We start from the raw sequence: 22,436 nt of genomic DNA, 5'->3' as shown, positions 1-22,436 counted from the left end.
GCAACCAAAACAAGAACCCAAAAGAAAGAAAATAACCACCCAAAAAAACTCCCCTAAAAAACAACCCGTCCTTTAGTAATCAGTGATTTTACCGGCGATATTCTTGAAACCGCCTCTGCTGAACAACTGGCCTCCACAAGCACCACATCGGCCACATCACCCGCTTTAGGCCATTGCTGCACCCCTTTATCATCTAAAGGCAGAACATTGGCTGTTGCCAGTTTCAAACTTCTTGACAACAAAAATTCAGTAGAATAACCATAAAGCTGCGCCATAAGATTGGCCTTCTGCAAAACACTTCCACTACCCCAGGTATTCCAATGATCAATAATACTGTCATTCCCGGTCAGCACGGTCACGTTGTGTTTATATAAAACAGGTATTGGCATGATCAACCCGCCAAATGGTATGGTAGAAACAATCCCCATATTTGCCGCACCGAGTTGTTCAGCGATTTCTTCCTGTTTTGTTTTTTCCAGTTTACCTAAAACAAAACAGTGGCTGATGTATGTCTTTCCCTTTAAAGCAGGGTTTTCGTTTACTTTTTTGATCAGATACTCTACCGTTTTCAGTCCGGATTCTCCTGATTCGTGCAAGTGTATGTCTATACCTTTACCATGATCCAATGCCAGCTGGACTGTAAAATCTATCGTTTTTTCAATTGAACCATCAATGCTATAAGGGTCCAGGCCACCGATAAAATCAATTCCCATCTGCACAGCATCCTTTAAATAAGGCACTGAATCGGTATAAAAAACACCATGTTGTGGAAATGCGACCAATTCTGCACCAAAGCTGTCTTTTTTATTTTCAAGCGCTTTCTGCAAATTTTTCAGGGATTCGAGTTTTGAGGTCGGTTCAATATTGACATGGCTCCTGGCAAAAGAGGAGCCCTTTGACTGCAGCAACTCGATCAGTTTCTCTGCATGGGCAGTAGAGCTTTGAAGCATCTGAGGTAAAATTTGCTGCTCCAGCGCAATCATTCCCTTTACGCCCCCCGTTCTTCGCCTGGTTGCCTGCCACTGTCCACCATAAAAAGTTTTATCCAAATGAATGTGCATGTCTTTAAAAGCCGGAAGCATCAGCAATCCCTTTGCGTCGTAAGCCATGGCGTCATTAGGCGAATTGGCCGAAATACTTTTTATTTTCCCCTCGCTGACCACAACAGAAAACAATGCTGTTTTGGTATGAATAACTTCATCGCCTTCATATTCAAAGCCTGTTTCCAGCCTTACATTTTTTAAAGTAAAGTCTTTGCTCCCAAGCTTGTGTTCTCTATCAACCGGCCCCTGGGCCGAGATGTCCATGGCATTTAATAGTCCGGGCGCAATAGCCATTCCGGCAAAACCCAATCCCGATTTTTTTAAAAAGTCTTTACGCGATATGTCTGATCTGTGCATGGTTTGAAAATATGTATTACAAAACTAGCCAATTACAGGTCCCGCCACCTGTAGGATTCATTCCAAGACTTGAAACATTTATTACTATCTAAAATTTACAAACTACAAAACAGGATCATTTACCAGATAAAACCGGTGTTCAACATTATTTAAATGTTAAATATAAAGGAGAGGGGAATAATTAAAATGCTTTATTAATATATTTAGCTTTAGGCCTGGTGCCAAGAAAATACCATGAAAAAAAGTAAATTTTCTGTAGCGTTAAAAACGAGTCTTATACCCTGCTGTACGGTCATGTTTGCCCTGTTCACACTGTTTATTCTTCCTGCTCATGGACAAGATAACGGAAAAAAAATAGTTGTAAATTTTGATGCCCGATACTTTGATACTACCCAGAGAAAAGCAGACTTTCTGACCTACAAAGGGTTTAAAGCAATGAAAATTTCGAAATCACCTGGCAGGCAAACCATCCCGGTTGGTCTAAAAGGCATCACGTTTCAGGATGGAACTATAGAGTTTGATGCGATTCCTCCTTCCGATAATTACAATGACGGGATTGCGATTAATTTTCATCAAAAGGATCCGTTTAATTTTGAAACCGTATATCTGCGCCTGGAGCCAGATGAAACCAGTCAAAGGGATGATGCCATTCAATATACCCCTTATATACATGGTGTTAACCTCTGGGACATGATGAAACCTTTTAGAGGATATGCCACCATTCATAACAAGGAATGGAACCATATAAAACTGGTCATTTCAGGTTTACAGATGATGGTGTATGTAAATGATTTTAAAAAGCCGGCTTTGAAAGTGTCAAGATTGGAGGGCAATGACCCTACGGGAGGCATCTCATTCGATGGAGAAGCCTATTTTGCAAACCTGGTGATCAAACCTGGCGCTACCGAGCAATTGTCTCCGCTTGAAGGCCCCGACTGGACGGACAATGACCCCTCCTATATGCGCAAATGGATGGTAACTGCACCTAAAACGCTCGAAAAAGGACGGGAACTAACAGCAGAAGACCTTCCCTCAGAAGCCACTCCATGGCAACCCATAGATGCAGAAAGACGCGGATTAATAAACCTCATTCGGAGATTCAAAGGGGAACTGACTAGTTATCCCAAAGAAAGGCGTTACGTATGGCTTAAAACAACCATCAGGTCATTAAAACAACAACATGTAGGCATGCAGTTGGGCTTCAACAAAGAAGTCTATGTTTTTCTGAATAAAAGATTAATCTATATCGATAAAAATTCAGCCGAAGAGCGGTTGCAAAAATACCCTGGCGGACTTTTAGATATTGGCAATACGGAGTTTGATTTACCCTTAAAGGAAGGAGATAACGAGGTGTTGATCGGAATAGCTGCCAAAAATTATGGATGGGGAATTATGGCAAGGATCAAAAGTCTGGATTACTTATTTATACAGCGCTAATTGCACGCCAAATTACAGGTAACATTCATTTCAAGTCTTGAACCCTAAAACTATTACACAAAAAACCGTCTTGTAAAAGCCATAGCCGGGGAAGGTTCTTTTCCTGTTCATTCGTGGTTTTTTATTAATTTCCCTGAAAAATAAAAACGGAAAACAGTTTTAATGACAAAGGCAGCAGCAGAAAGTAAATATGTACCGCTTATTGGCATACAGGAATTCAGAAAAGGCCAACTGACAGACCCGGATCAGTTGCTGTTTAACGACCTGCATGGAGAAAGGCATATAGAAAAACCGCACAAACATGATTTCTTTATCATCATTCTGTTTGATCAGGCCCAGGGCACCCATACCATTGATTTTCGGGATTACCAGATCGAAAACAGACAAATACATCTGCTGTTTCCGGGCCAGGTACATCAATGGGCCATTGGTGCCCAAACGATTGGACATCAGTTAATGATTGACCGCGTTTTTTTTCAACGTTTTGCCTCCTACTTACGTTTTTCGCACAGCAATTATATGAACCATCCGGTAATTCCTTTGTCTGGCGATGATTTCAGGTTGCTGAACTACGAATTTGATGCCATAAAAAAAGAACTGCACAGTACCCATCCGCTTAAAGATCTCATTAGTGCCAGGGCCGCAGTTATTGCGGCCCTGGTCAGCAAAGCATCTGAAGATCTTTTTGATGATTTTAGAATGCATCCCCTCAATCCAAAGCTGACCAGGTTTAATGCCTTAATAGAAGGGCATTTTAAAGAACAAAAACTGGTTGCTTTTTATGCATCAAAACTCCATATATCTGCCAATTACCTAAACATACTTTGCAAAAAAAACCTCCATACATCTGCCACGCAAGTCATTCAGAAACGGGTTTTACTGGAAGCCAAACGAATGCTGCGCTCAACAGATCTTTCCATAAAAGAGATCTCCTTTGATCTTGGATTTGTAGACCATGCTTATTTTTCCAATTTTTTTAAAAGCCAGACCGGAGCTACGCCTACCCAATTCAGGGAAAAACTATAAAAAAGCTTTTTACATGTATTTAACTTTAACCTCCACCGTGTTTTCAGCTGCTGTCAGGTTAACTTTAAAATCATCAAACGTAGGTCTTTTCCATCTTTCCATATAAAAGTTTGAAAATCCAAATCCCTCCTTAGGCATTCCGATAAAATTCTTGTCCATTTTTCCATTTCCATTCTCATCATCCAGTAAGGTAATGCCATAAACTCCAGGTTCAATTTTAAACGCCAGGGTTAAATGTCCCGAGGAAATTGTTTTTTTGTCAAAGACCATCTTTTTAAAGGCTTGCCTTTTTTCAAAACCTTCCTTGTTTTTAAAGAAGGTCAAAACGACATTCCCATTTCCAGACCTTATTCCAAATACCCTGACCTGTGTTTCTGCACCTTGACCATAGCAAAAAGAAACACTCCATAAAAATCCCAAAAACAGGCTCCATCTGAGCCCCTTAATTTTTTTCATCATTCTAAAAATTTTGTTAATTCTCTGGGGCTAAAGTATTTTTTCTATGGCGGCGGTCTATTAAAAAAATGATGAGCAACAGCAATTATCCGCCCAAAACAGTTTATAAGAGGACGAATGAGACCAATCCTTTCAGGAAAACAACCTTTATTTTTCTGAACTCATCGCCCCGATCAACGATCCTGTCGGAAAAACCTTTAACCAATCCGGATAAACCAGGTACTTCGCAGTAAAACCTAAAACAAACACATGCAACTCTTTCACCACACCAATATCATTATTCATGTCGCTGCAGGTACGCTTGCACTGGTCCTGGGCTTTATTACGGCAATCTTATACAAAAGGAAAAGATGGCACGTTCAACTGGGCCGATGGTTTCTTTGGATGATGGGCCTGGTGGTCGCTACCGGACTGATCGGAATTTTTGTTTTCCAGCGGAACAGTTTTTTACTTGTGATCACTTTGCTCAGTGGCTACAATTGCTTTAGCGGTATCCGGGCTATACGGTTAAATGGAGCTAAAGCCAAACCGATAGATGTCATTTTACCCCTCATTGTCATCACAACCGGCGGTCTGTACTGGTACAGCTTACAATCATCGGCACTATACTGGTCAGCGCTTGTCGTTTACTCGACCCTCGGGGCTTTATGGCTGATTACCTGTTACGATCTGCTTAAAAATTACCTCAGTTTTAATTTCCGACAAAAGGCATCAAAATATGAACATGCCTACAAAATGATCAGCGCCCTAAGCGGATTGTCTTCGGCCTTTGCCGGCACCGTATTCCCACAATACCATCCCTATAGTCAATTCCTACCTTCGGTGATCGGTTTTTGCTGGATTCTTATTATTTTCGTTAGATTGAACCAGGAAACAAAATCCCGGCAAAAACAACTTATCAAACCCATATCCGCTAACTGATCATGCATCTAATCCTTAAAACATTGCTGGCTAGCCTGTTTATTGGCCTCTCTTTTGGGATTTACCTGTATATCGTTTATGATCCACACTGGCAGCGCATTGCGACCTCTTTAATTTCTGCGGTCACCATAGGTGCTTTAATGATGGCCTGTATTTATCAACGCCGCCACATCTTGTGGATTAGCCCTCACCAAAGCCTAAAGGTTTTAATGATGATCGTATTGCTTTGTGCAGCCGCACTTATTGGTACGGAATTTACCCTTTTTTCCCAGGAGTTGCTAAAACCTGACGGCCGGTATGTGTTATTGAGCGGGGGTAATATTTATGTACTCAACCTATTGATTGTACTGGTTACCGGCATCCCGATGTATGTCAGTGAGGAAACAAAAGAAAGCTTAAATACCAGGCTCATGAGCCAACAATACCGTTTATTGCAACTGGAAAAGCAACAGGCCGAGGCCGAACTCGAACTTCTTAGGGCAAAGGTCAACCCCCACTTTTTATACAACGTCCACAATACCATAGCCGGTCTGATTCATTCTAATCCGATGAAGGCCGAAAAAATGATCTTGTTGCTTTCCAGTTTTTTCAGGTTTACCTTAAACAAAGCAAGTACAGGTTTTCATCCCATTAAAGACGAGCTCGATATTGTAGAAACCTATTTGCAATTACAACAAATCCGATACGAGAAGCGGCTAAACTATCACATCCAGGCCGCCCCTGAACTTCTGCCCTATCCCATTCCATCCTTTCTGTTACAGCCACTGGTTGAAAATGCCGTGAAACACGGGATTGAAAAATCTGCCGGAGAGGGCTCCATTACCCTTAAGCTTCATACGGAAGATCAACAACTTCAATTAATTATAGCAGATTCGGGCCCGGATTTTCCGGATGTTCCCGGAACAGGGCATGGACTTTCCATCATTATCAGCAAATTAAACCTGCTTTATCAAAACAACTATTCTTTGGAACTCATCAATAAACCCTATAAACATGTGCGCATTAGCCTCCCTCAAAGCAATTAATACCGTAATCGTAGATGATGAGCCCGTTGCTATAGAGCGTTTACAAAATGAGCTTCAGGCATTTCCGCAAATCAATATTACCGGGACCGCTTCAGACGGGCAGTCTGCAATAGCGCTTATTGATTCCACATGTCCGGATTTGGTATTCTTAGATATACAAATGCCCGAAATTGGCGGTTTTGATGTCGTCAATCAAATTACCCACCGCCCTCTGGTTGTTTTTGTAACCGCTTACGATGAATATGCGGTGGCCGCTTTTGAAAAAAATTCCCTTGACTATTTGCTTAAACCCGTCGCTTCTGAACGGCTTGCCTTAACGATCCAACGAACCATAGACAGAAAAAATGAGCAGACCGATGTTTTTTCGAAAATACAGGAGCTCATCAAAGGGGAAGAAAAAAAAGCCCACATCACCACCATTCCCGTTAAATCCGGTCATCGGATCGTTCTAATACAGGTAAGTGACATTTGCTTTTTTGAGGCGAAAGACAAATATGTATACCTGCACACCCATGATGACGAAAAACTGTTAGACAACTCTTTAAGTTACCTGGAAGACCGTCTGCCACCTGAGTTTATCCGGATCCACCGGAGCTACATCATCAACAAACACAAAATCCTGGAAATACAAAAGTATTTTAAGGGTGGCTTTATCTTTATCTTAAACAATAAAGATAAAACCCGAATTAAAAGTGCTGCCTCCTTTAGTGAAGCGATTAAAACCAGGCTATTGTTGTTGTAAAATGTTAACCTGCTACATTGCTTTTAATTTACTCCTTTTGATGACCTCCACAATGGATTAATACCATTTATTTGCCAATGCCCGGACTTCCTGTTTAGCCTGTTCAACGATCGCATTTGCTTTATCCCAGTTTTCGTTCAAACCAAAAGCCGAAATCTGTGTGGTTTCCATGCCCATAAACTTAAAGTTTTCTGTCAGTAAAGCAGATGCAAACTGCTTTGCACCACTTGACCCATTTTCATAATCAAAACCTCCTGTTAAAAGTACAAGCGCCTTTTTATCACCGCACAGCCCCTTAAAACCTTCCTGCGGATTAAAGCTAAAGGTCTTATTGCTCACAATAATGGCGTCTATCCAGGCCTTTACCATGGCAGGCAAACTGAAATTATACACCGGACTGGCCAGCACCAGGTAATCTGCCTTCAACAGCTGATTGGCCATGCCATGGTTGCGCTCCAGAATGACAGATTCTTGTGGTGTAAATTCCCTTTGCCCTGCGTTCCACTTCATCGTCAACGCTATATGTGCTGCAGACAACAGGTCGGGAGGTGAATCCAGTAAATCCAGCTCTGTAATTTCTGTTTTTTCTTTAACCTGCTCTATAAATTCACCCAGTACTTTTTTTGTATACGAACCATTCCTGGGTGTATAACTTACGATTAATGTCTTGTTCATTGCTTATGTATTTTTAAGTCCATGACGATTGCAAATTCACAAAGGGGACAAAAATTTAAAAAAGAAAATGGGCCGGAACAGCCCCCTGAACATCCCCCTGCAGAAGCATGGCTGCTGTTTAGCTTTTCTTTGCATCCCAACGAACCATACACGAAGGAGATCCAACCCAGACCCAGCCCAGATCCGGCTTATCTATCCGGCTAACCTCCGGCCTGATTTCGGTTTTTTCTGTAGATTTAACTTTGCCCGTACAGATTGAATTTCTTCATCAGTGCATTTTTGAAATTAAAATTTCAAACAATTTTTTTTACCTTAAAAAGGTTTATTATAACTTTCAATCCTGTAGCGTTTTAAGAAAACATTCCGTTTCTATCAAAAACTCCATTATGAAAAAGACTTCTAAATTACTCTTGCTTTCAACCATTCTTTTTACTATTTCCTGCAGTAAAAGTAAGGACAAACTCGTTCTTGATGAGAAACTGACTGGTGGCCGGTGGAAACTTTCAGAAAGCCTCAATGATCCGGGTAGTGGCACAGCAAAATGGGCGCCTGTTTCAGCCAATCCTGTTTATTATGTAAGTTTTAAGGACAATGGTCAAATGGATGGCAATATGTATCCGGACTATACCAATTACACCCTAAAAGACAGCGTGACACTCTCTTTCATTAAAAAAGATAAATCTATACAAAATTACAGGTATAAAATCGATAAAGGCGTATTGAGTATGAGCCCTGCTGGTCCAATTATGTGTATAGAGGCTTGCGGCACCCGGTATGTTAAAATAGAATAATTAAAGCTCCCTTTCATTATCTTCTTTGATTGATCTTCGATCAGCATCAGAAAATGTATTTTCATATTTCCTGACATCCTGTATATAGCTTGCCCTGCGAACGTTTTTCCGGCTAACTACAATATTACAAAGTCCGGTAAAAACCTTATCATGGCTATTTAAAAGCCATATAATCATTTTTATGCACAGGCAAATCAAAGCTTAACAATCAATTAACACCGAATAATCATGATAATGTCAAAATTTAGGTGTACTTTCAGCAAAATTATATTTTAATGGCCTATTTGGACAGAGTACTAGATCCGCCGGTGTATGGCTGGTCCGATAGTGAGGGGATGCTGAGTAAGCCAACTTCGAAACAACTGCTGACAGAGTTTTTTAAGAGACTCAATATTTTTCGCTGTAAAAAAAACTGGCTGGCTTTTTTTAGCTGGTCAAGGGTAATCCTGCTGGTACCTCTTGTTTTTTTATTCTTTTTTAAGTTTTTCACTATTCCGCTGCTGGTTGTATTTTTCATATACAGCATGATCGCAATGGGTACGCATGGTACCATCTGGCACCACAGGTACTGCACCCACCAGGCCTATACCTTCCGGAATAAATTCTGGCGCTTTTTGACCCAGAACTTAACCATTAGTATGATACCTGAAGAGATTTATGTGGTTTCACACCATGTGCATCACGCAAAATCTGATCAGCCCGGAGATCCTTACAATGCCTCAGGTGGTTTTTTATATTGTTTTCTTGCAGATGTCAACCACCAGCCCATTGCAAAAAGTCTTTCGGAAGAAGATTATAACCGCACTGTTGGCCTGATGAAGCATACCGGGGTAAATGCGAATAACTATACCCAATATCTTAAATGGGGTTCTGTGACCCATCCAGGCCTGGCTTTAATGTACTGCGTGATGAACTGGAGTTTCTGGTATGTGCTGTTCTTTTTAATTGGTGGTCATGCCCTGGGCTGCACTATATTTGCCTCTGCTGCTTTTTGGGCGGTTGGTGTCCGTACTTTTAATTACGAAGGACATGGAAAAGGCGAAGACAAACGCAGAACAGGAATAGACTTTAACCAGAAAGACATGTCCATCAACCAGTTGTGGCCCGGATTTGTTGCCGGTGAGTGGCACAACAACCACCATTTATATCCTAAAAGTGCCAGGACTGGTTTTTTACCGCATCAAATTGATTTTGCCTGGTATTACATATGGGTGTTGAACAAGCTTGGTCTGGTGACTTCCTATCACGATTCAAAAAAGGATTTTCATCACCGTTATGCCAAACCCTATAAACGGAAAAAACAGGAAAATGATGAAGTCCAGGAGCAGGTCGCTGAACCGGCTGTTAAGCTTCGTTCAGCTGATCAAGTAATGCTCTGATCTGGTCTGCATATTTTCCATATTGTTTCTTTACCCAAAACTCTGTGACCAGCATCACGCCCAGCAATGTGGCCATCAGACTGGTCACAATCGCAAACAGGAGTTCTTTTTGAACGGCCTGCTCTTTGAGCACCATAGTCATAAGCTTACCATTGTTTACGCTCGCTATGAACATCAATGCAAAAATAACAGCAAAGGGCAGTAAGGAGTAGGTATATGACTTATACATTTCCAGGTGAAGCCTGATGCCATAATACGTCTCATAAAGGCTGTCTTTGGTACGAAGAGACTGTACCGACAGTCCCTTATAGAAGGAATAGAATTTGAGTGAGTAATAAATGCAGATGGCCAGATATACGGTAAATAATGCATAAAAAGGCATCAGCAGCCCCGCAGCAAAACCTGCGATCTGAGGAAGCAATCCCGTAAACAGGATCGCCACACAATGCGCCCAAAACTCACATTTTATCTTTGAGCGCAATTGCTCTAAAGGCATCCTGGCTGTTTTAAGCTCCTCCAGGCCTATTGGCCCTTGTTCCTCATTAGTTTCTTCTTCCCAGGCAGATTTTAAATCATCAAAATTCATATCCTTGTTTTTTTATCAGTTCTTTAATTTTTGTTTTGGCCCGATTGAGCTTTACCCTTACATTCCCTTCCATAATCCCCAGGTTATCTCCTATTTCCCTATGGGAATAGTTTTCCAGATGATAAAATATAATTGCTTTTTCGATATTATCCAGTTGCTGCACTGCATGGTAAAAAAGTTTCAGCTGAATTTCTTTTTCTGTGGAATGGTCCTGTTCCCCCGCCATATTTTCAGGAAGCTCCGGGCTGGTGTCCAGTTTCCTTTTCTCTTTTTTAAGAAAAACAATTGCAGTATTTAATGCAACACGGTACATCCAGGTAGAGAACTTGCTGTTGCCCTTAAAGGAATCAAAAGAATTCCACAATTGACAAATGATTTCCTGAAAAAGATCCTGCTGATCTTCTCTGTAATCCATATACATTCTGGTCATCTTGTGAATGATCCCTTTATGGATTTCTATAAGTGTAAGAAATTCCCTTTCCCTGTGCTGCACTCTTTATGTATTTAGTCCATTATATAATTTTTTTTAAAAACTGGTTTACGACACATTTAAAATGATCATCCTCTTTTGATTTGCATTCATTTTTTGTTTTCAGGGCCCTTTAAAAAATTTTACACCCAATAAGTATACGTAACGGATAAATCGTTACAAGAAAAATGAAATATATTTAAAATTTAGCCTGGCGTATAATTAAGCTGAAAAAATTAGCGCGACAGAAGTGCTCAATCGGATAAAAAGCCAATTTCAGAAGTAAAAATGAATTTAAATTCACTGAGGATCAGCCCCAATAAAGAGAATAGCAAATCAGAATTTGCAAAATCAAGCAGGATTTGTACTTTTGCGCCGGAGAGTTGGCAGAGTGGTCGATTGCGGCAGTCTTGAAAACTGTTGAGTGTAATAGCTCCGGGGGTTCGAATCCCTCACTCTCCGCCAGCTTATTTTTTTTACAAATGCTGCCCCGAAGGGCGGCATTTTTTATTTCATGGCGACCCGAATTCATTCGGGAGAGCATCTGAAATAAAAAATGCCAGGGAGCGTAGCGACGCAGCATTTGTAAAAAAATAAGCTGAAGCCTCCCCCCTCAGGGATCACCGAGCACAGCGAGGTAATCCCTCACAAAATACTAACCCAAAAATCTCCCCAAAGAAAGAAAGAAAGAAAGAAAGAAAATCTGCACCGAGTACGTCAACGTAATCCCTGAGCACAGCGAGGTAATCCCTAACAAAATACTAACCCAAAAATTTCCCCAAAAGAAAGAAAGAAAATCTGAACCGAGAGCACAGCGAGGTAATCCCTCACGCACGTATCACTAACAATGAGATTGACGGCCAAACTTCAAAAGTTATAATTTTAACAACATTTTGATCGAACTTTTTTTCTGTTTTGAAATAGGGACCTTCTGATTCCCGTAATCCATAACCAGGTATCCGGAATCTTCATTAAGAATACTTATAACATGTGCCTTGTTTACCAAATGTGACTGATGACATCGTATAAATCCGTAAGGACTTAGCAATTCATCATATTCGTATAAGGGTTTTGAAATCAGATGTTCCGTCCCATTGGTCAAAAAAAACGTGGTATAGTTATTTGAAGAGCTACAGCGGATAATATCCCTTACCGGAACCAAATAGGTTTCTTTCAGGGTAGGCAAAGCAATTTTTTGCTGCTCATACGGCAAGGTGCTGTCTAACAGTTTGAGCAGATTATTTAGTCGCAGGTTGTATCTTTTGGCATGGACGGATTGGACTATTCTCGCGACTGTATCTTTAAGATCTGCAATATTTATTGGCTTCAACAAATAGTCAAGTGCTGAAAATTTAACCGCCATAATCCCATAAGCATCATAAGCAGTAACAAAAACAACATCAAAAGCGGGATCTTTTATCAATCTCAAAAGATCAAAACCATTCTTTCCGGGCATGTCTATATCAAGAAAAACCACGTCCGGTCCTAATTCCAGGATCAGTACTTTTGCCTCATCTGCATTTATCGCTGTAGCCACAACCTCAATATCTTCACAGTGGCGGGCAAGTAAAGCTTGCAGGTTATCTATATTGATGCGCTCATCATCGACTATTATTGCAGTTATCATTTAATTATTGATTCAATTGTGAAATGTCAAAATAGCTTCAGTGCCGGATTGTATATTGAAATCAAGCACAATTGCCTGTTCTTCTTTCAGCTTATTAATGGTCAGGATTCGTTCTGCAGTTAAAGAAAGGCCATAACCTGAATCTGGTTTTTTATCCAGCCAGGTCCCATTGTCCTTTATTATAATCACAAAAGTATCCTTTTTCTCCCCTTCCCTGCAAATGATCAGCAATCGTCCTTTGTCGCCAAGACCTGAAAGACCATGTTTAATCGCGTTCTCAATCAGGGGTTGTAAAAGCAAAGTAGGTATTACTATATCGGAGGTATGGAGCGTTTTGGAAAGCTCTATATCCCAGGAAAAATTAAATCGTAAAGCTTCCAGGTGTATATACATGCGCATCATTTCCAGCTCCTGATCAAGATTGTTAAAAACCTGCTGACTTTTAGCCAGTGTTTTTCTTAATAAAGAACCGAATTCCTGCAAATACTCATTGGCTTCCTCAATACGATCGGTATTCATCAGGCCCTGAATGGAACTGAGTGCATTAAATGTAAAATGCGGATTTAGCAATGACTGCAATCTGATCGCCGCCTCTTCCTTTTTTTGCTGTTCCTTTTCTGAGGATTTGATCTTGTGCCTTAAACCTCTTATGATCAAAAGAAAACCAAGAGCTACAATGATGGCCGGCAATATCATATGGATGATCTCGGATTGATACCAATAAGGTTCTACATGGATGTAGATCATGTGTTGACCTTCCTTTTGAACCACATAGTTAACCCTTAATTCATAATCTGTGTTTGCAATTAACTTTAAAGAAGCTAAATCGGTTTTGCCCAGTCCACGCAGAGATCTTCTTGTTTTTAAGTTTATCAAAGCATATTCCACTTCCATATTCTTAAAATCAGTTCTGTCAGAAATGCTTAATTTTATTTCTCCTGCTGATGTTCTGAGCTCATCAGTATCATTCTTCAAGGATGAAATATAGAAAGGATTTTCGCTATTTTTTGTCTGATGGTAAAACTTGATTTCAGGAATTAGCTTCGGTCTTTTGATGACATAGCTGCTCAGGATGGCATCGGTCTTTTTGTCCAATACATCAATAGAAAACGTCTGATTGGCAGCTAGATAAACAACAATCCCCTCCCGGACTTTAGTTTCTTTTGTGAGGCCCTTTACTGAAAGCTTGTGAGCTACTTCATCGAATGCAGCAGTGGTATGAACGCGAATAAAACCACCTGAGGTATAAACCTTAATCAGCTTTCCCTCTCCAATTTCCTTAACCTGACTGCCTGGCAGTTCTGTAGCTTCAAAACGCAGGTATGATTTTCCTGGCTGAACCTGCTGGCAATAAACATTTTGAACACAGGTAACAAAAAATAAAATAAACACACCTAAATTCATATCCCTTTCTTAAACTACTAATATAATGTTATATATAATTTTTTTGGCCGCCTATTGGCCCTTGGCTACAGCGATCATCGCTTCCAGTTCATTGATCAGCTCAGTATCTGATGGGTATCCGGTTGTCGAAAACCTAAGTTTGCCCTTTCTGTCGATGACTATTTTAGTGGGAATTCCATCAACTTTATAGGCCGATGCCACCTGGAATAGTTCCGGAGTTCCCTTTAGAGGGATATCCATCAACACATGAACGGGAAACTTTGTCTTTTTAACGTAGGATGCTACGCGTTGCACCGCACCTTTTCCATTCTCGCCTGTAGCTACAAACAAGAAAACGACTTCGGGATGTGCTTTACTTATTTTTTCCATCGCAGGCATTGAAGCAATGCAAGGCGTACACCATGTGGCCCAGAAGTCAAGTACAACAACTTTCCCTTTTAAACTAGCAAGTGTTATACGCTTTCCATTCAGGTCTGAAAGACTGAAATCCGGGGCTTTCAAATTAATCATCATTTTCTTAGCAATCTTAACCTTGTACGTATTATTGATGTTTCTTTGAATAGAATCCAAAAACACAGATGTCCTATCGCTACCCATTTTCTTTAGGCATAGTTTTCGGAGTCGAAGATTCATATCTAAGCTTGATTTACCAATACTGGCCCTTTTCAGCAAGATCTCATACACTTTATCCTCTTGCCCCTGTGACGCTAAAAGAGCGGTATAAAGTGATACTGATGACGTCCCCGCATCTTCCAGATCAATACCTTTTAATGCTTTCTCTTCGAAGAATAATGCGGTTTTGTCTTCACCCTTTTCATGAAGGATTTCTGCATAGGTCTCATAATATGGATATGCCGCCCTTCGCATAAACCAGGTCCAATCTTCCAAAGGAAAATTTACTGGCCTGGCTGAAGGGTCATTCTTATAAGAATCATACAGTTCAACAGTCCTTTGTGCCAGAACCTTCGCGTAATCGAGATTGATTTTCCTCTCAAACAAATCACATGCTGCAAAATTCAAATAAGAGGTTTGATTAAACTTGTTGCTTATCAAACCGAGGTAGACTTCAAATTTCTGAAAAGCACCGGCTTTAAGAAAGGAAATCGCCACCAGTCCTTTTAGATTGTCAATATCCTCAGAGTTGTTGACCATGTCAAGCTTGAAGTCCCTGATAATACTGTGCATCGAAACCACATTTTTTTCTGGATCCGTTTCTTCATTCATGGATTGAATCCGGCTTTGCATGGTTTGTTTAGTTTGCGCTTTTGCATTCCATGAGAGGCTAAAGAGCAAAATTATTGATAAAGTAATGATTGATTTATTTTTTTTCATAGTCCAAAATTAAATACGGACATATTGCCAAAAAAAGCACACTGTGAGAACAGACCCTCTGACTGTGAATTCAGTTATAGAAACCAAATTCATAGCATAAATAAGAATTTAACATATAGATCAGGGACATAGCGTTTGCAGCTATGAAAAGAAATTTAAGATCGGTTGAGTGAACAACCACAAACCATCCACACGTCCTATTAAAGCGGCGTTTAAAAAATAAACTGAAGCCTCCTCCCCTTAGGGACCACCGGGCACAGCGCGGTAATCCTATCTCCTCAAAACAAAATGGCACCAGGACCGACAAATGGTGTCAGGTACTTGACTATTTCAAAAACGGAGTTATATTTGTAATCATGGTTTTCGAAAACGATTCGAAAGAATTTCTCAGCCTTACTGAACTTGATAGTGAAAATCAGGATAGTGTTTTTCAGGCCCGGAAATTGGACAAGACTTTTATCTGGAATACAGCAGACAGTTTAGCAATAACCATTGATAAGGTTCCTTATCAACTTGCAAAAAATGAGATTATCTTTTTAACGGAATTTCACAAAATCGATGATGTAAGGCTCTGTAGTGCCCGTATGATTCGGTTCAATAAATCTTTTTTTTGCATGATTGATCAAGATAGCCAGGTGGGAAGCAAAGGATTGTTGTTTTATAGTGCCACACACGTCCCAAGGCTGCTTTTAAATGCAAATGAAGTTGAGGATTTTGAGACTTCATGGAAAATTTTCTCCAAGGAAATGCTTAAGGAAAGTCTCCTGAAGAAAGAAATGTTGGAAACTATGCTTAAGAGAATGCTAATTCTCTCTGTCAGGATTTTAACTAAATCCACCTATTTACAAGACCTGGAGAAAAAACAACTAGATATCATCAGGGAATTTAATTATCTGGTCGACTCCCACTTCCTCAAACACCATGATGTTGCTTTTTATGCGTCAAAATTAAACAAATCACCAAAAACACTGGCCAATTTATTTTCTGTTATCTTGAAACGTACTCCACGTGAAATTATCCATGACAGGATTATGATCCATGCCAGAAGGCAGATTAATTACAGCAACTCCTCCATCAAGGAAATTGCCCATCAATTGGGCTACAATGATCTTCAGACATTTAGTCGGTTTTTTCGCAATAGAGAAGGCATATCTCCCATTCAATACCGTGATAAATGCGCCTCGCAGCACAAGTAAACCCTTCTTTAATCCCTATAGTATTTCCGTTTACCCGGCACAGGAAGAATTGCTAACTTTTAAGGAATATCTGCCTATCAACAGCTCCTTTTTTACCTGCACATTTGCCTTGTCAATAAAAAATGAGAAAAAATTATGGGTACTGAGGAAAAAGTTAGGATGCGGAGACTGGGTTGGGCCGGAGTGGAAATAGAGTGTGCAGGTGAAACGCTTTTGATAGATTATGTTCAAGATATTTCGCAGTTGGCGATGATGCGTAATCCTGCCGAGCGGTTTCCGGCATCGTCTAAACCAGGCGCAGCCTCAGTCGCGCTATTAACGCATTTACACAATGACCACGCAGACCCTGGGGCATTAAATGTGGCCCTTAGTAAAGGTGCGCCGGTTTTTAGACCGATTGCCGCCATGGGCAATGATGCTGATCTGGCACTGACAAAGCATGCCGAGCTCGAATTTAATAAGTACAAACTCAGAACTGAAATTGTCCGGGAGTGGGAAGAAAGAAAAGTCGGGCCGTTTCGGATTTTTTCGGTGCCTGCTGTTGATGGATTCGGAGATCCCCAGCTCAGCTGGGTTGTAGAGTGCGGGGGATTTAGAATCATTCATGCCGGAGACACCTTGTATCATGGTTTGTGGTGGAGAATTTTTCACAGATTTGGCCCCTTCAATGTTGGATTCCTGCCAATAAATGCCCCCATTGTAGATTTTCCACCACTTAGGCCAATGAGTTCAATTGAAGCTGTAATGACTCCGGAGCAGGCAGCTGTAGCCGCAAACATCCTTAAGACCGACTTTGTAGTTCCAATACATTACCATACCATGCATAACCCTCCTATCTATATGGAGACTTCAAACCCGGTAGAGCGATTGAGTGCCAGCTTAACAAATTTAAAAACAGGTATTATGGTTAAAGAACCAGGTGATTGGTTTGAATTGTGGTAATAAAAAAAATGTCAAGAGAAAAATTTCCTTTCTTTTCGTTGTTAGCTTTCACAATGGTTGCTTTTTCAGCGATCTTAACAGAGCTTCTGCCTGCAGGCCTCCTGCTTGATATGGCGACTGATCTACAAGTTCATGCTTCAAGTATAGGAAGACTGGTTTCCTATTATGCGCTAGGTACAGTTTTAACAGCTTTTCCCGCTACCACATTAACAAGAAATCTCTCCCGTAAGCCTTTGCTGCTAGCTGTTATTTTCGGCTTTTTTTTGTCAAATGTCATTACCACTTTTTCACAAAACTACTGGGTTACCGTAATAATGCGAATATTGGCGGGAGGTTTTGGTGGTATCCTATGGCCGCTCATGGCTGGTTATGCAGCGAGATTGGTGAATGAAAACAATACAGGGAAGGCCATATCAATGGTCATGGCCGGCAGTACGATTGCGCTTTCCCTTGGACTGCCAATAGGCGCTTTTTTAGGTCAGATTATCGGGTGGCGGGGCACTTTTGCAGCCTTGTCTGCATTGATATTTATACTCCTTGTGTGGATAGCATGGAAAATTCCTGGCGTTAAAGCTGATGAAAAGAAGATGGACATACCCGTTAAGCTATTCAAAATGCCAGGTGTATTTCTGGTCATGGCCACAACATTTACAACCTCACTTGCTATTTATGTAACCTACACTTATCTGTCGCCAATCATGGTCACTAATGGAATTAAAGACAATGCAGGTCTTGCTTTAGGATTATTCGGTATCGGGGCGGTGCTGGGAATTCTCATTACTGCAAGATTTATTGATACTCATAGGAGATCCACTTTACTATTATTCATACTTCTGGGAGCGAGTGCATTATTTATCATTTCTTTGGCAGCTCATTTTTATTTTGTTTTCTATACATGTATTGTATTCTGGGGCATTTCCTTCGGGGGCCTGCCCTCGCTATTGCAAACCGCAACTATCAATGCGGCAAAGGGGCTTCCTGAAATAGGAAGTTCCATTACTGTAACTGTTTATAATATAGGCGTTTTTTCCGGGGCATTTATAGGTGGGTTGATTTTGGATTATACAGGTCCGGGCGCAATACCATGGACAAGTTTCCTGTTAATGGTTATCGTGATTTCGCTGGTGGCTATGGGGCGTAAGTTTGCATTCCCAAGCCGCCATAAACAAGCTATAGATGAAAGAATAAAATCAAAAAAATTAATAAAAATCAAAAAATGAAAACAAAAAATTTAACCATTATATTGGTACATGGAGCATGGTCGGACGGCTCTAATTGGAGATACATTATTCCGCTGTTGCACAAAGAAGGATATAAAGTCAGGAGTGTACAAAATCCCTTAACCTCTTTAGAGGACGATATCCAAAAAACAAACGATTTAATTGATGCGCAAGATGGCAAGGTTTTGTTGGTGGGTCATTCGTATGGGGGGGCAGTGATTTCTGGTGCCGGAAATAATGACAAGGTAGTAGGTATGGTTTATGTTGCCGCATTTGCACCTGACAAAGGAGAGAGTTTAAGAAGTATATCAGCAGAAAAGATAGAGCAGCCGGCTGGAAGAACGAGCATATACCCTGATAGCAAGGGATTTTTGTGGATTAAATATGATGAGCACCATAAAAGTTTTTGTCATGATTTAAATGAAGCTGATGCCCTAGTGGCGTCCTTGGCACAAAAACCAATCCATAGTAAATGTTTTGATGGAATAATGGGCAATCCTGCCTGGCAGAATAAACCAACCTGGTATCAGGTGTCTTCAAACGATCATATGATTTTGCCAGAAACACAGAGAGAAATGGCAGAAAGAATGAAATCTAAAAAAATAATTTATTTAGAAGCCAGCCATTTTTCATTAGCTTCCAGACCTCAAGAAGTAGCTCAGTTGATTCTTGAAGCTGCAAAATCATCCGAATAAATTGACCTTAGGACTATTTCAATATAGGATTGAATTTATGCCAATGAATCATCTAACCAGACGGAAATTAATTAGAAAGAGCAGCTTAACCTTAATCGGTTTTTCGCTACCTTTTATCACAAAAAACAAATCATTCATTTATAGAGCTTTCAACACCTGCCAAGATGATTAAACCATTTTCAGTCCATGTTTCACAACAAGTTTTGGATGATCTAAAATTAAGGTTAGATCTAACCCGATGGCCAGATCAGATAACAGGATCTGAATGGAATTATGGTACTGATCTTTCTTACTTGAAAGAATTGGTTGAGTACTGGCAGAAAACATTTGATTGGCGAAAAGTTGAAACTGAAATCAATTCTTATCCCAATTTCATGGCTGATATTGATGGGCATCAGATTCATTTTATGCACATCAAAGGAAAGGGTAAGCGATCAGTACCATTGATAATTACCCATGGATGGCCTGGATCATTTCTGGAAATGGTGAAACTTATACCCCTGTTGACTGAAGACCCTTACTTTTCTTTTGACTTGGTTATCCCTTCTGTTCCAGGATTTGGCTTTTCTGGTAAAATTATTCATCCCGGTTGCGACAGCGAATTTGTTGCCGACATTTGGCATCAGTTAATGATGGAACTTGGGTATCAACGTTATGGAGCACAAGGTGGTGATATAGGTTCGGGGATCAGCACATGGTTGTCTTTAAAATATCCATCTCCTATTATTGGTTTGCACCTTAACTACATCTCTGGTTCTTATAAACCTTATATAGCAGATGGAGAGCGGCTTTCTGAGGAGATTTTAGCTTTTCAGAAAGCTGGAGCGGAGTGGTCTGCAAGGGAAGGCGCCTATGCTTCTATACAAGCTACCAAACCACTGACAGCTGCTTATGGGCTAAATGATTCTCCTGTTGGACTATGCGCATGGATCGTTGAAAAATTCAAAGGTTGGAGTGATCATAACGGAAATATTGAAAATAGTTTTACCAAAGATGAGCTGCTTGCCAATATTACCTTATACTGGATCACCCAAACCATACATTCTTCTATGCGTATTTATAACGAAAACAGTAAGAATCCATTGGTATTTAAAAAAAATGAGCAGGTAACAGTACCCCTTGGCTTTGCTAAATTTCCAAAAGAATTGCCCACTCCGCCCCGGTCATATATAGAGAGAGGTTTTAATAATATCCAACATTGGACAACAATGCCTGCTGGCGGGCACTTTGCTGCAATGGAACAGCCAGAATTACTTTCAAAAGATATTATAAATTTTTTTTCAGGATTGGTCTATGAGCATTAACGTGTTATTTTAAAATCAGAAGAAAAAACAAGAGCCGAAGCCTCCCTCTTCAGGGATCAGCAAACACAGCGAGGTAATCCTACCCAAAACCTTCCCAAAAAATCTGCATCAAAAAGATGAACTTACCTATTTAAATGCGAGAGAATTATTTCTCTTTAATTTATTGTTTACATTCGCTTTATGGATAATGCTATCCATAAAGCGAATGTAAGCTTCAATCAAATGGCAAGTTATACCACATACGAAAAAAGCACTGATGATCGTGATCACGATAGAATTGGGGGTAGTTCTTTACTGCCCCCAGCCATAAACTGGCCAACTGATCGTCACGGAAGAAAAATGCTATTTTTGGCTTCTTTATCCTCTGATTTGCTAAAATCACAATGTAATATCATTGTCCCGGAAGGACAAATTTTATCTATTTTTTGTCCTTACAAAGAAGACGATATAGAGTGCGCTATCGATATGGCAAGAGGTAGGGAAAATGGATATGTTGTTGCTCATTTCCCAACAGAACCAAGACAGGAATTCGAATCCCCCATTTCCAGTATTAAAAAGTTAGAATTAAATCTGAATGTTGAAACAGATGAAGATGAATTTTCTGAAGATATAGATGATAAAATCGGTGGCCGGCCCAATTGGCTTCAAGACAGATTTAATTATACAGGTTATGAATTCGTTCTGCAAATTTCTGGACTGTATTTTGGGAAAGTGATTCCTCATCATAAGAATATATTTATGGGGGGCGTGCTGTATGTTTTCTACAATCCATCAAACAATACTGGATTGCTTACCTTACAATATTCATAGCTCTAACAGTTGCTTAAATCCAGCAAATGTTTGCAGCGTTTAAAAATGATTTATTTTAGCCCTTCCAGCTGCCCTTATTGTAAAAAACGATCCATATAACCGAATATTTCTTTTGTTTGCCGCATTAAGCTAACATGGCTTTGATTGGGAATAATGGCCAGATGTGATTTTGGCATAGCTTGCAAATCAGCAGAAACACCCCCTCCCAACAATTTATATGTTTTTGCCAGTTCAATTTTATCCATGCCATCATTGTCGCCTGATATGATCAATACAGGTGCAGTGATTTTTGCAACATTGTCGTCCCCCAAATCAAATGGCTCTCGGGCTAAAGTCATCATCTGTTCCAGGAACTTGTTCCATTTTGTTTTATCCGGAGCGACAGCATCATAGGCAACTTGCAGCGGTGAATTAGCTAAAAATTCAGGCTTCATCATTTTAAACACATCGTTTACTCCGCTCACCCAACCATCACTTTTATAAACTGAAGAAATAATGACCAGTTTTTTCAACCGCTTAGGGCTTTGTATTGCAAACTGGTAGGCCACCTGGCCGCCAAAACTATATCCTGCTACATCTGCGCTGTCAATTTTCAGATAATCCATTACTTTCTCTACATCGCTGGCTAAAGTTGCCCTTGATAATTTTCTATCCGAAAAGGGTGTATGTCCATGTCCTTGCAATTCAACAGCAATTACTTTTCTGGTTTTTGCCAGTTCAGGTATCAATTGGCCCCAATTCATCTCAATCGTATAGTAAGCACCATGTAGTAAAACAATGGGCTGACCTTCACCATATACTTCGTAATAAACTTTGGTGCCATTGGCTGCTGCGTAACCACTGCTGCCAGGTTTTATTTTTTGTGCATTGGATATAGACGATGTAGCCATAATAATTGCGATTAGGAGTAATTTAATAAGATTTCCTGGTATTAATAGATTTTTCATAAAACTGCCCGGTTTAGTTTGATTGTTAATGACATAAAGATCAGAAGCATTT

23 protein-coding genes and 1 tRNA gene are annotated in these 22,436 nt (G+C 40.2%); 15 read left to right on the top strand and 9 right to left on the bottom strand.

The genetic code is table 11. The features are described from left to right. Window positions 1–53: 53 nt before the first annotated feature. Window positions 54–1,400, bottom strand: a complete 1,347-nt coding sequence (locus B0O44_RS01135; protein WP_110826863.1) for an amidohydrolase — start codon at window positions 1,398–1,400, stop codon at window positions 54–56. A gap of 234 nt (window positions 1,401–1,634) precedes the next feature. Between B0O44_RS01135 and B0O44_RS01130 the strand changes: the two genes are divergently transcribed. Then, window positions 1,635–2,837 carry a LamG domain-containing protein gene (locus B0O44_RS01130; RefSeq protein ID WP_110826862.1) on the top strand — a complete coding sequence of 401 codons (1,203 nt, stop codon included), beginning with the start codon at window positions 1,635–1,637 and terminating at the stop codon, window positions 2,835–2,837. Window positions 2,838–2,999: 162 nt separating this feature from the next. Beyond that, entirely contained in the window at window positions 3,000–3,863 is an 864-nt protein-coding gene (locus tag B0O44_RS01125; RefSeq protein WP_110826861.1) for an AraC family transcriptional regulator, read from the top strand. Between the two features lie 9 nt (window positions 3,864–3,872). Here the strand turns inward: B0O44_RS01125 and B0O44_RS01120 are convergent, their stop codons facing one another. Further along, window positions 3,873–4,322 (bottom strand): DUF2141 domain-containing protein, encoded by a 450-nt coding sequence (locus B0O44_RS01120; RefSeq protein WP_110826860.1) that lies wholly within the window; start codon window positions 4,320–4,322, stop codon window positions 3,873–3,875. A 65-nt stretch (window positions 4,323–4,387) separates the two neighbouring features. Between B0O44_RS01120 and B0O44_RS24905 the strand changes: the two genes are divergently transcribed. Genes B0O44_RS24905 through B0O44_RS01105 form a run of 4 tightly spaced genes read left to right on the top strand, consistent with a single transcriptional unit; the run spans window position 4,388 to window position 7,007 of the window. Then, window positions 4,388–4,552 (top strand): hypothetical protein, encoded by a 165-nt coding sequence (locus tag B0O44_RS24905; protein WP_170123247.1) that lies wholly within the window; start codon window positions 4,388–4,390, stop codon window positions 4,550–4,552. Window positions 4,553–4,568: 16 nt separating this feature from the next. After that, window positions 4,569–5,240, top strand: coding sequence for a DUF2306 domain-containing protein (locus tag B0O44_RS01115; protein ID WP_146229752.1), 672 nt, complete (start codon window positions 4,569–4,571; stop codon window positions 5,238–5,240). A 2-nt stretch (window positions 5,241–5,242) separates the two neighbouring features. Beyond that, a complete protein-coding gene (locus B0O44_RS01110) occupies window positions 5,243–6,265 on the top strand; it encodes a sensor histidine kinase (RefSeq protein ID WP_110826858.1) in 1,023 nt (340 codons plus the stop codon). Continuing rightward, a complete protein-coding gene (locus tag B0O44_RS01105; protein ID WP_110826857.1) occupies window positions 6,234–7,007 on the top strand; it encodes a LytR/AlgR family response regulator transcription factor in 774 nt (257 codons plus the stop codon). Before B0O44_RS01110 ends, B0O44_RS01105 begins: the two co-directional genes overlap by 32 nt. Before the next feature lie 57 nt (window positions 7,008–7,064). Here B0O44_RS01105 and B0O44_RS01100 read toward each other — a convergent pair whose 3' ends face one another. Beyond that, complete coding sequence (locus tag B0O44_RS01100; protein WP_110826856.1) at window positions 7,065–7,682, bottom strand: FMN-dependent NADH-azoreductase; 618 nt, start codon at window positions 7,680–7,682, stop codon at window positions 7,065–7,067. Between the two features lie 386 nt (window positions 7,683–8,068). Between B0O44_RS01100 and B0O44_RS01090 the strand changes: the two genes are divergently transcribed. Both B0O44_RS01090 and B0O44_RS01085 read left to right on the top strand, forming a co-directional pair. Then, window positions 8,069–8,473, top strand: a complete 405-nt coding sequence (locus B0O44_RS01090; RefSeq protein ID WP_146229751.1) for a hypothetical protein — start codon at window positions 8,069–8,071, stop codon at window positions 8,471–8,473. A gap of 275 nt (window positions 8,474–8,748) precedes the next feature. Further along, the gene (locus B0O44_RS01085; RefSeq protein WP_110826853.1) at window positions 8,749–9,852 is read left to right on the top strand and encodes a fatty acid desaturase; all 1,104 of its coding nucleotides are present in this window, start codon (window positions 8,749–8,751) and stop codon (window positions 9,850–9,852) included. Here the strand turns inward: B0O44_RS01085 and B0O44_RS01080 are convergent. Continuing rightward, window positions 9,818–10,438: a hypothetical protein gene (locus tag B0O44_RS01080; RefSeq protein WP_110826852.1), complete on the bottom strand. Its 621-nt coding sequence runs from the start codon at window positions 10,436–10,438 to the stop codon at window positions 9,818–9,820. The genes B0O44_RS01085 and B0O44_RS01080 overlap by 35 nt on opposite strands. Further along, window positions 10,428–10,931 carry an RNA polymerase sigma factor gene (locus B0O44_RS01075; RefSeq protein ID WP_110826851.1) on the bottom strand — a complete coding sequence of 168 codons (504 nt, stop codon included), beginning with the start codon at window positions 10,929–10,931 and terminating at the stop codon, window positions 10,428–10,430. The genes B0O44_RS01080 and B0O44_RS01075 overlap by 11 nt, the downstream gene beginning before the upstream one ends. A 353-nt stretch (window positions 10,932–11,284) precedes the next feature. Between B0O44_RS01075 and B0O44_RS01070 the strand changes: the two genes are divergently transcribed. Beyond that, window positions 11,285–11,372 (top strand) — tRNA-Ser (locus B0O44_RS01070). Between the two features lie 409 nt (window positions 11,373–11,781). On the opposite strand, the gene B0O44_RS01065 is transcribed toward B0O44_RS01070, so the two are convergent. The 3 genes from B0O44_RS01065 to B0O44_RS01055 are packed head-to-tail and all read right to left on the bottom strand — an operon-like array spanning window position 11,782 to window position 15,270. Continuing rightward, window positions 11,782–12,534: a LytR/AlgR family response regulator transcription factor gene (locus B0O44_RS01065; protein ID WP_110826850.1), complete on the bottom strand. Its 753-nt coding sequence runs from the start codon at window positions 12,532–12,534 to the stop codon at window positions 11,782–11,784. 12 nt (window positions 12,535–12,546) lie between these two features. Continuing rightward, window positions 12,547–13,938, bottom strand: a complete 1,392-nt coding sequence (locus B0O44_RS01060; RefSeq protein WP_110826849.1) for a sensor histidine kinase — start codon at window positions 13,936–13,938, stop codon at window positions 12,547–12,549. Window positions 13,939–13,989: 51 nt separating this feature from the next. After that, window positions 13,990–15,270, bottom strand: a complete 1,281-nt coding sequence (locus B0O44_RS01055; RefSeq protein WP_110826848.1) for a TlpA family protein disulfide reductase — start codon at window positions 15,268–15,270, stop codon at window positions 13,990–13,992. 356 nt (window positions 15,271–15,626) lie between these two features. Here B0O44_RS01055 and B0O44_RS01050 point away from each other — a divergent pair, with 356 nt between their 5' ends. The 6 genes from B0O44_RS01050 (at window position 15,627) to B0O44_RS01025 (ending at window position 21,437) form a co-directional block, all read left to right on the top strand. Further along, window positions 15,627–16,466 (top strand): helix-turn-helix transcriptional regulator, encoded by an 840-nt coding sequence (locus tag B0O44_RS01050; protein WP_110826847.1) that lies wholly within the window; start codon window positions 15,627–15,629, stop codon window positions 16,464–16,466. 135 nt (window positions 16,467–16,601) lie between these two features. Beyond that, window positions 16,602–17,408, top strand: a complete 807-nt coding sequence (locus tag B0O44_RS01045; RefSeq protein ID WP_110826846.1) for an MBL fold metallo-hydrolase — start codon at window positions 16,602–16,604, stop codon at window positions 17,406–17,408. A gap of 8 nt (window positions 17,409–17,416) precedes the next feature. Then, window positions 17,417–18,628, top strand: coding sequence for an MFS transporter (locus B0O44_RS01040; protein ID WP_110826845.1), 1,212 nt, complete (start codon window positions 17,417–17,419; stop codon window positions 18,626–18,628). Next, the gene (locus tag B0O44_RS01035; protein ID WP_110826844.1) at window positions 18,625–19,323 is read left to right on the top strand and encodes an alpha/beta hydrolase; all 699 of its coding nucleotides are present in this window, start codon (window positions 18,625–18,627) and stop codon (window positions 19,321–19,323) included. The genes B0O44_RS01040 and B0O44_RS01035 overlap by 4 nt, the downstream gene beginning before the upstream one ends. Before the next feature lie 164 nt (window positions 19,324–19,487). Continuing rightward, window positions 19,488–20,627, top strand: a complete 1,140-nt coding sequence (locus B0O44_RS01030; protein ID WP_110826843.1) for an epoxide hydrolase family protein — start codon at window positions 19,488–19,490, stop codon at window positions 20,625–20,627. A gap of 180 nt (window positions 20,628–20,807) precedes the next feature. Beyond that, window positions 20,808–21,437 (top strand): DUF1963 domain-containing protein, encoded by a 630-nt coding sequence (locus B0O44_RS01025; protein ID WP_110826842.1) that lies wholly within the window; start codon window positions 20,808–20,810, stop codon window positions 21,435–21,437. 74 nt (window positions 21,438–21,511) lie between these two features. Here the strand turns inward: B0O44_RS01025 and B0O44_RS01020 are convergent, their stop codons facing one another. Next, entirely contained in the window at window positions 21,512–22,384 is an 873-nt protein-coding gene (locus B0O44_RS01020; protein WP_110826841.1) for an alpha/beta fold hydrolase, read from the bottom strand. Between the last annotated feature and the right edge of the window lie 52 nt (window positions 22,385–22,436).

This window comes from Pedobacter nutrimenti (genome assembly GCF_003208655.1).
GTDB lineage: Bacteria > Bacteroidota > Bacteroidia > Sphingobacteriales > Sphingobacteriaceae > Pedobacter > Pedobacter nutrimenti.
The sequence above is the reverse complement of the archived record's forward strand: the minus strand, read 5'-3'. Positions and strand labels throughout refer to the sequence as shown.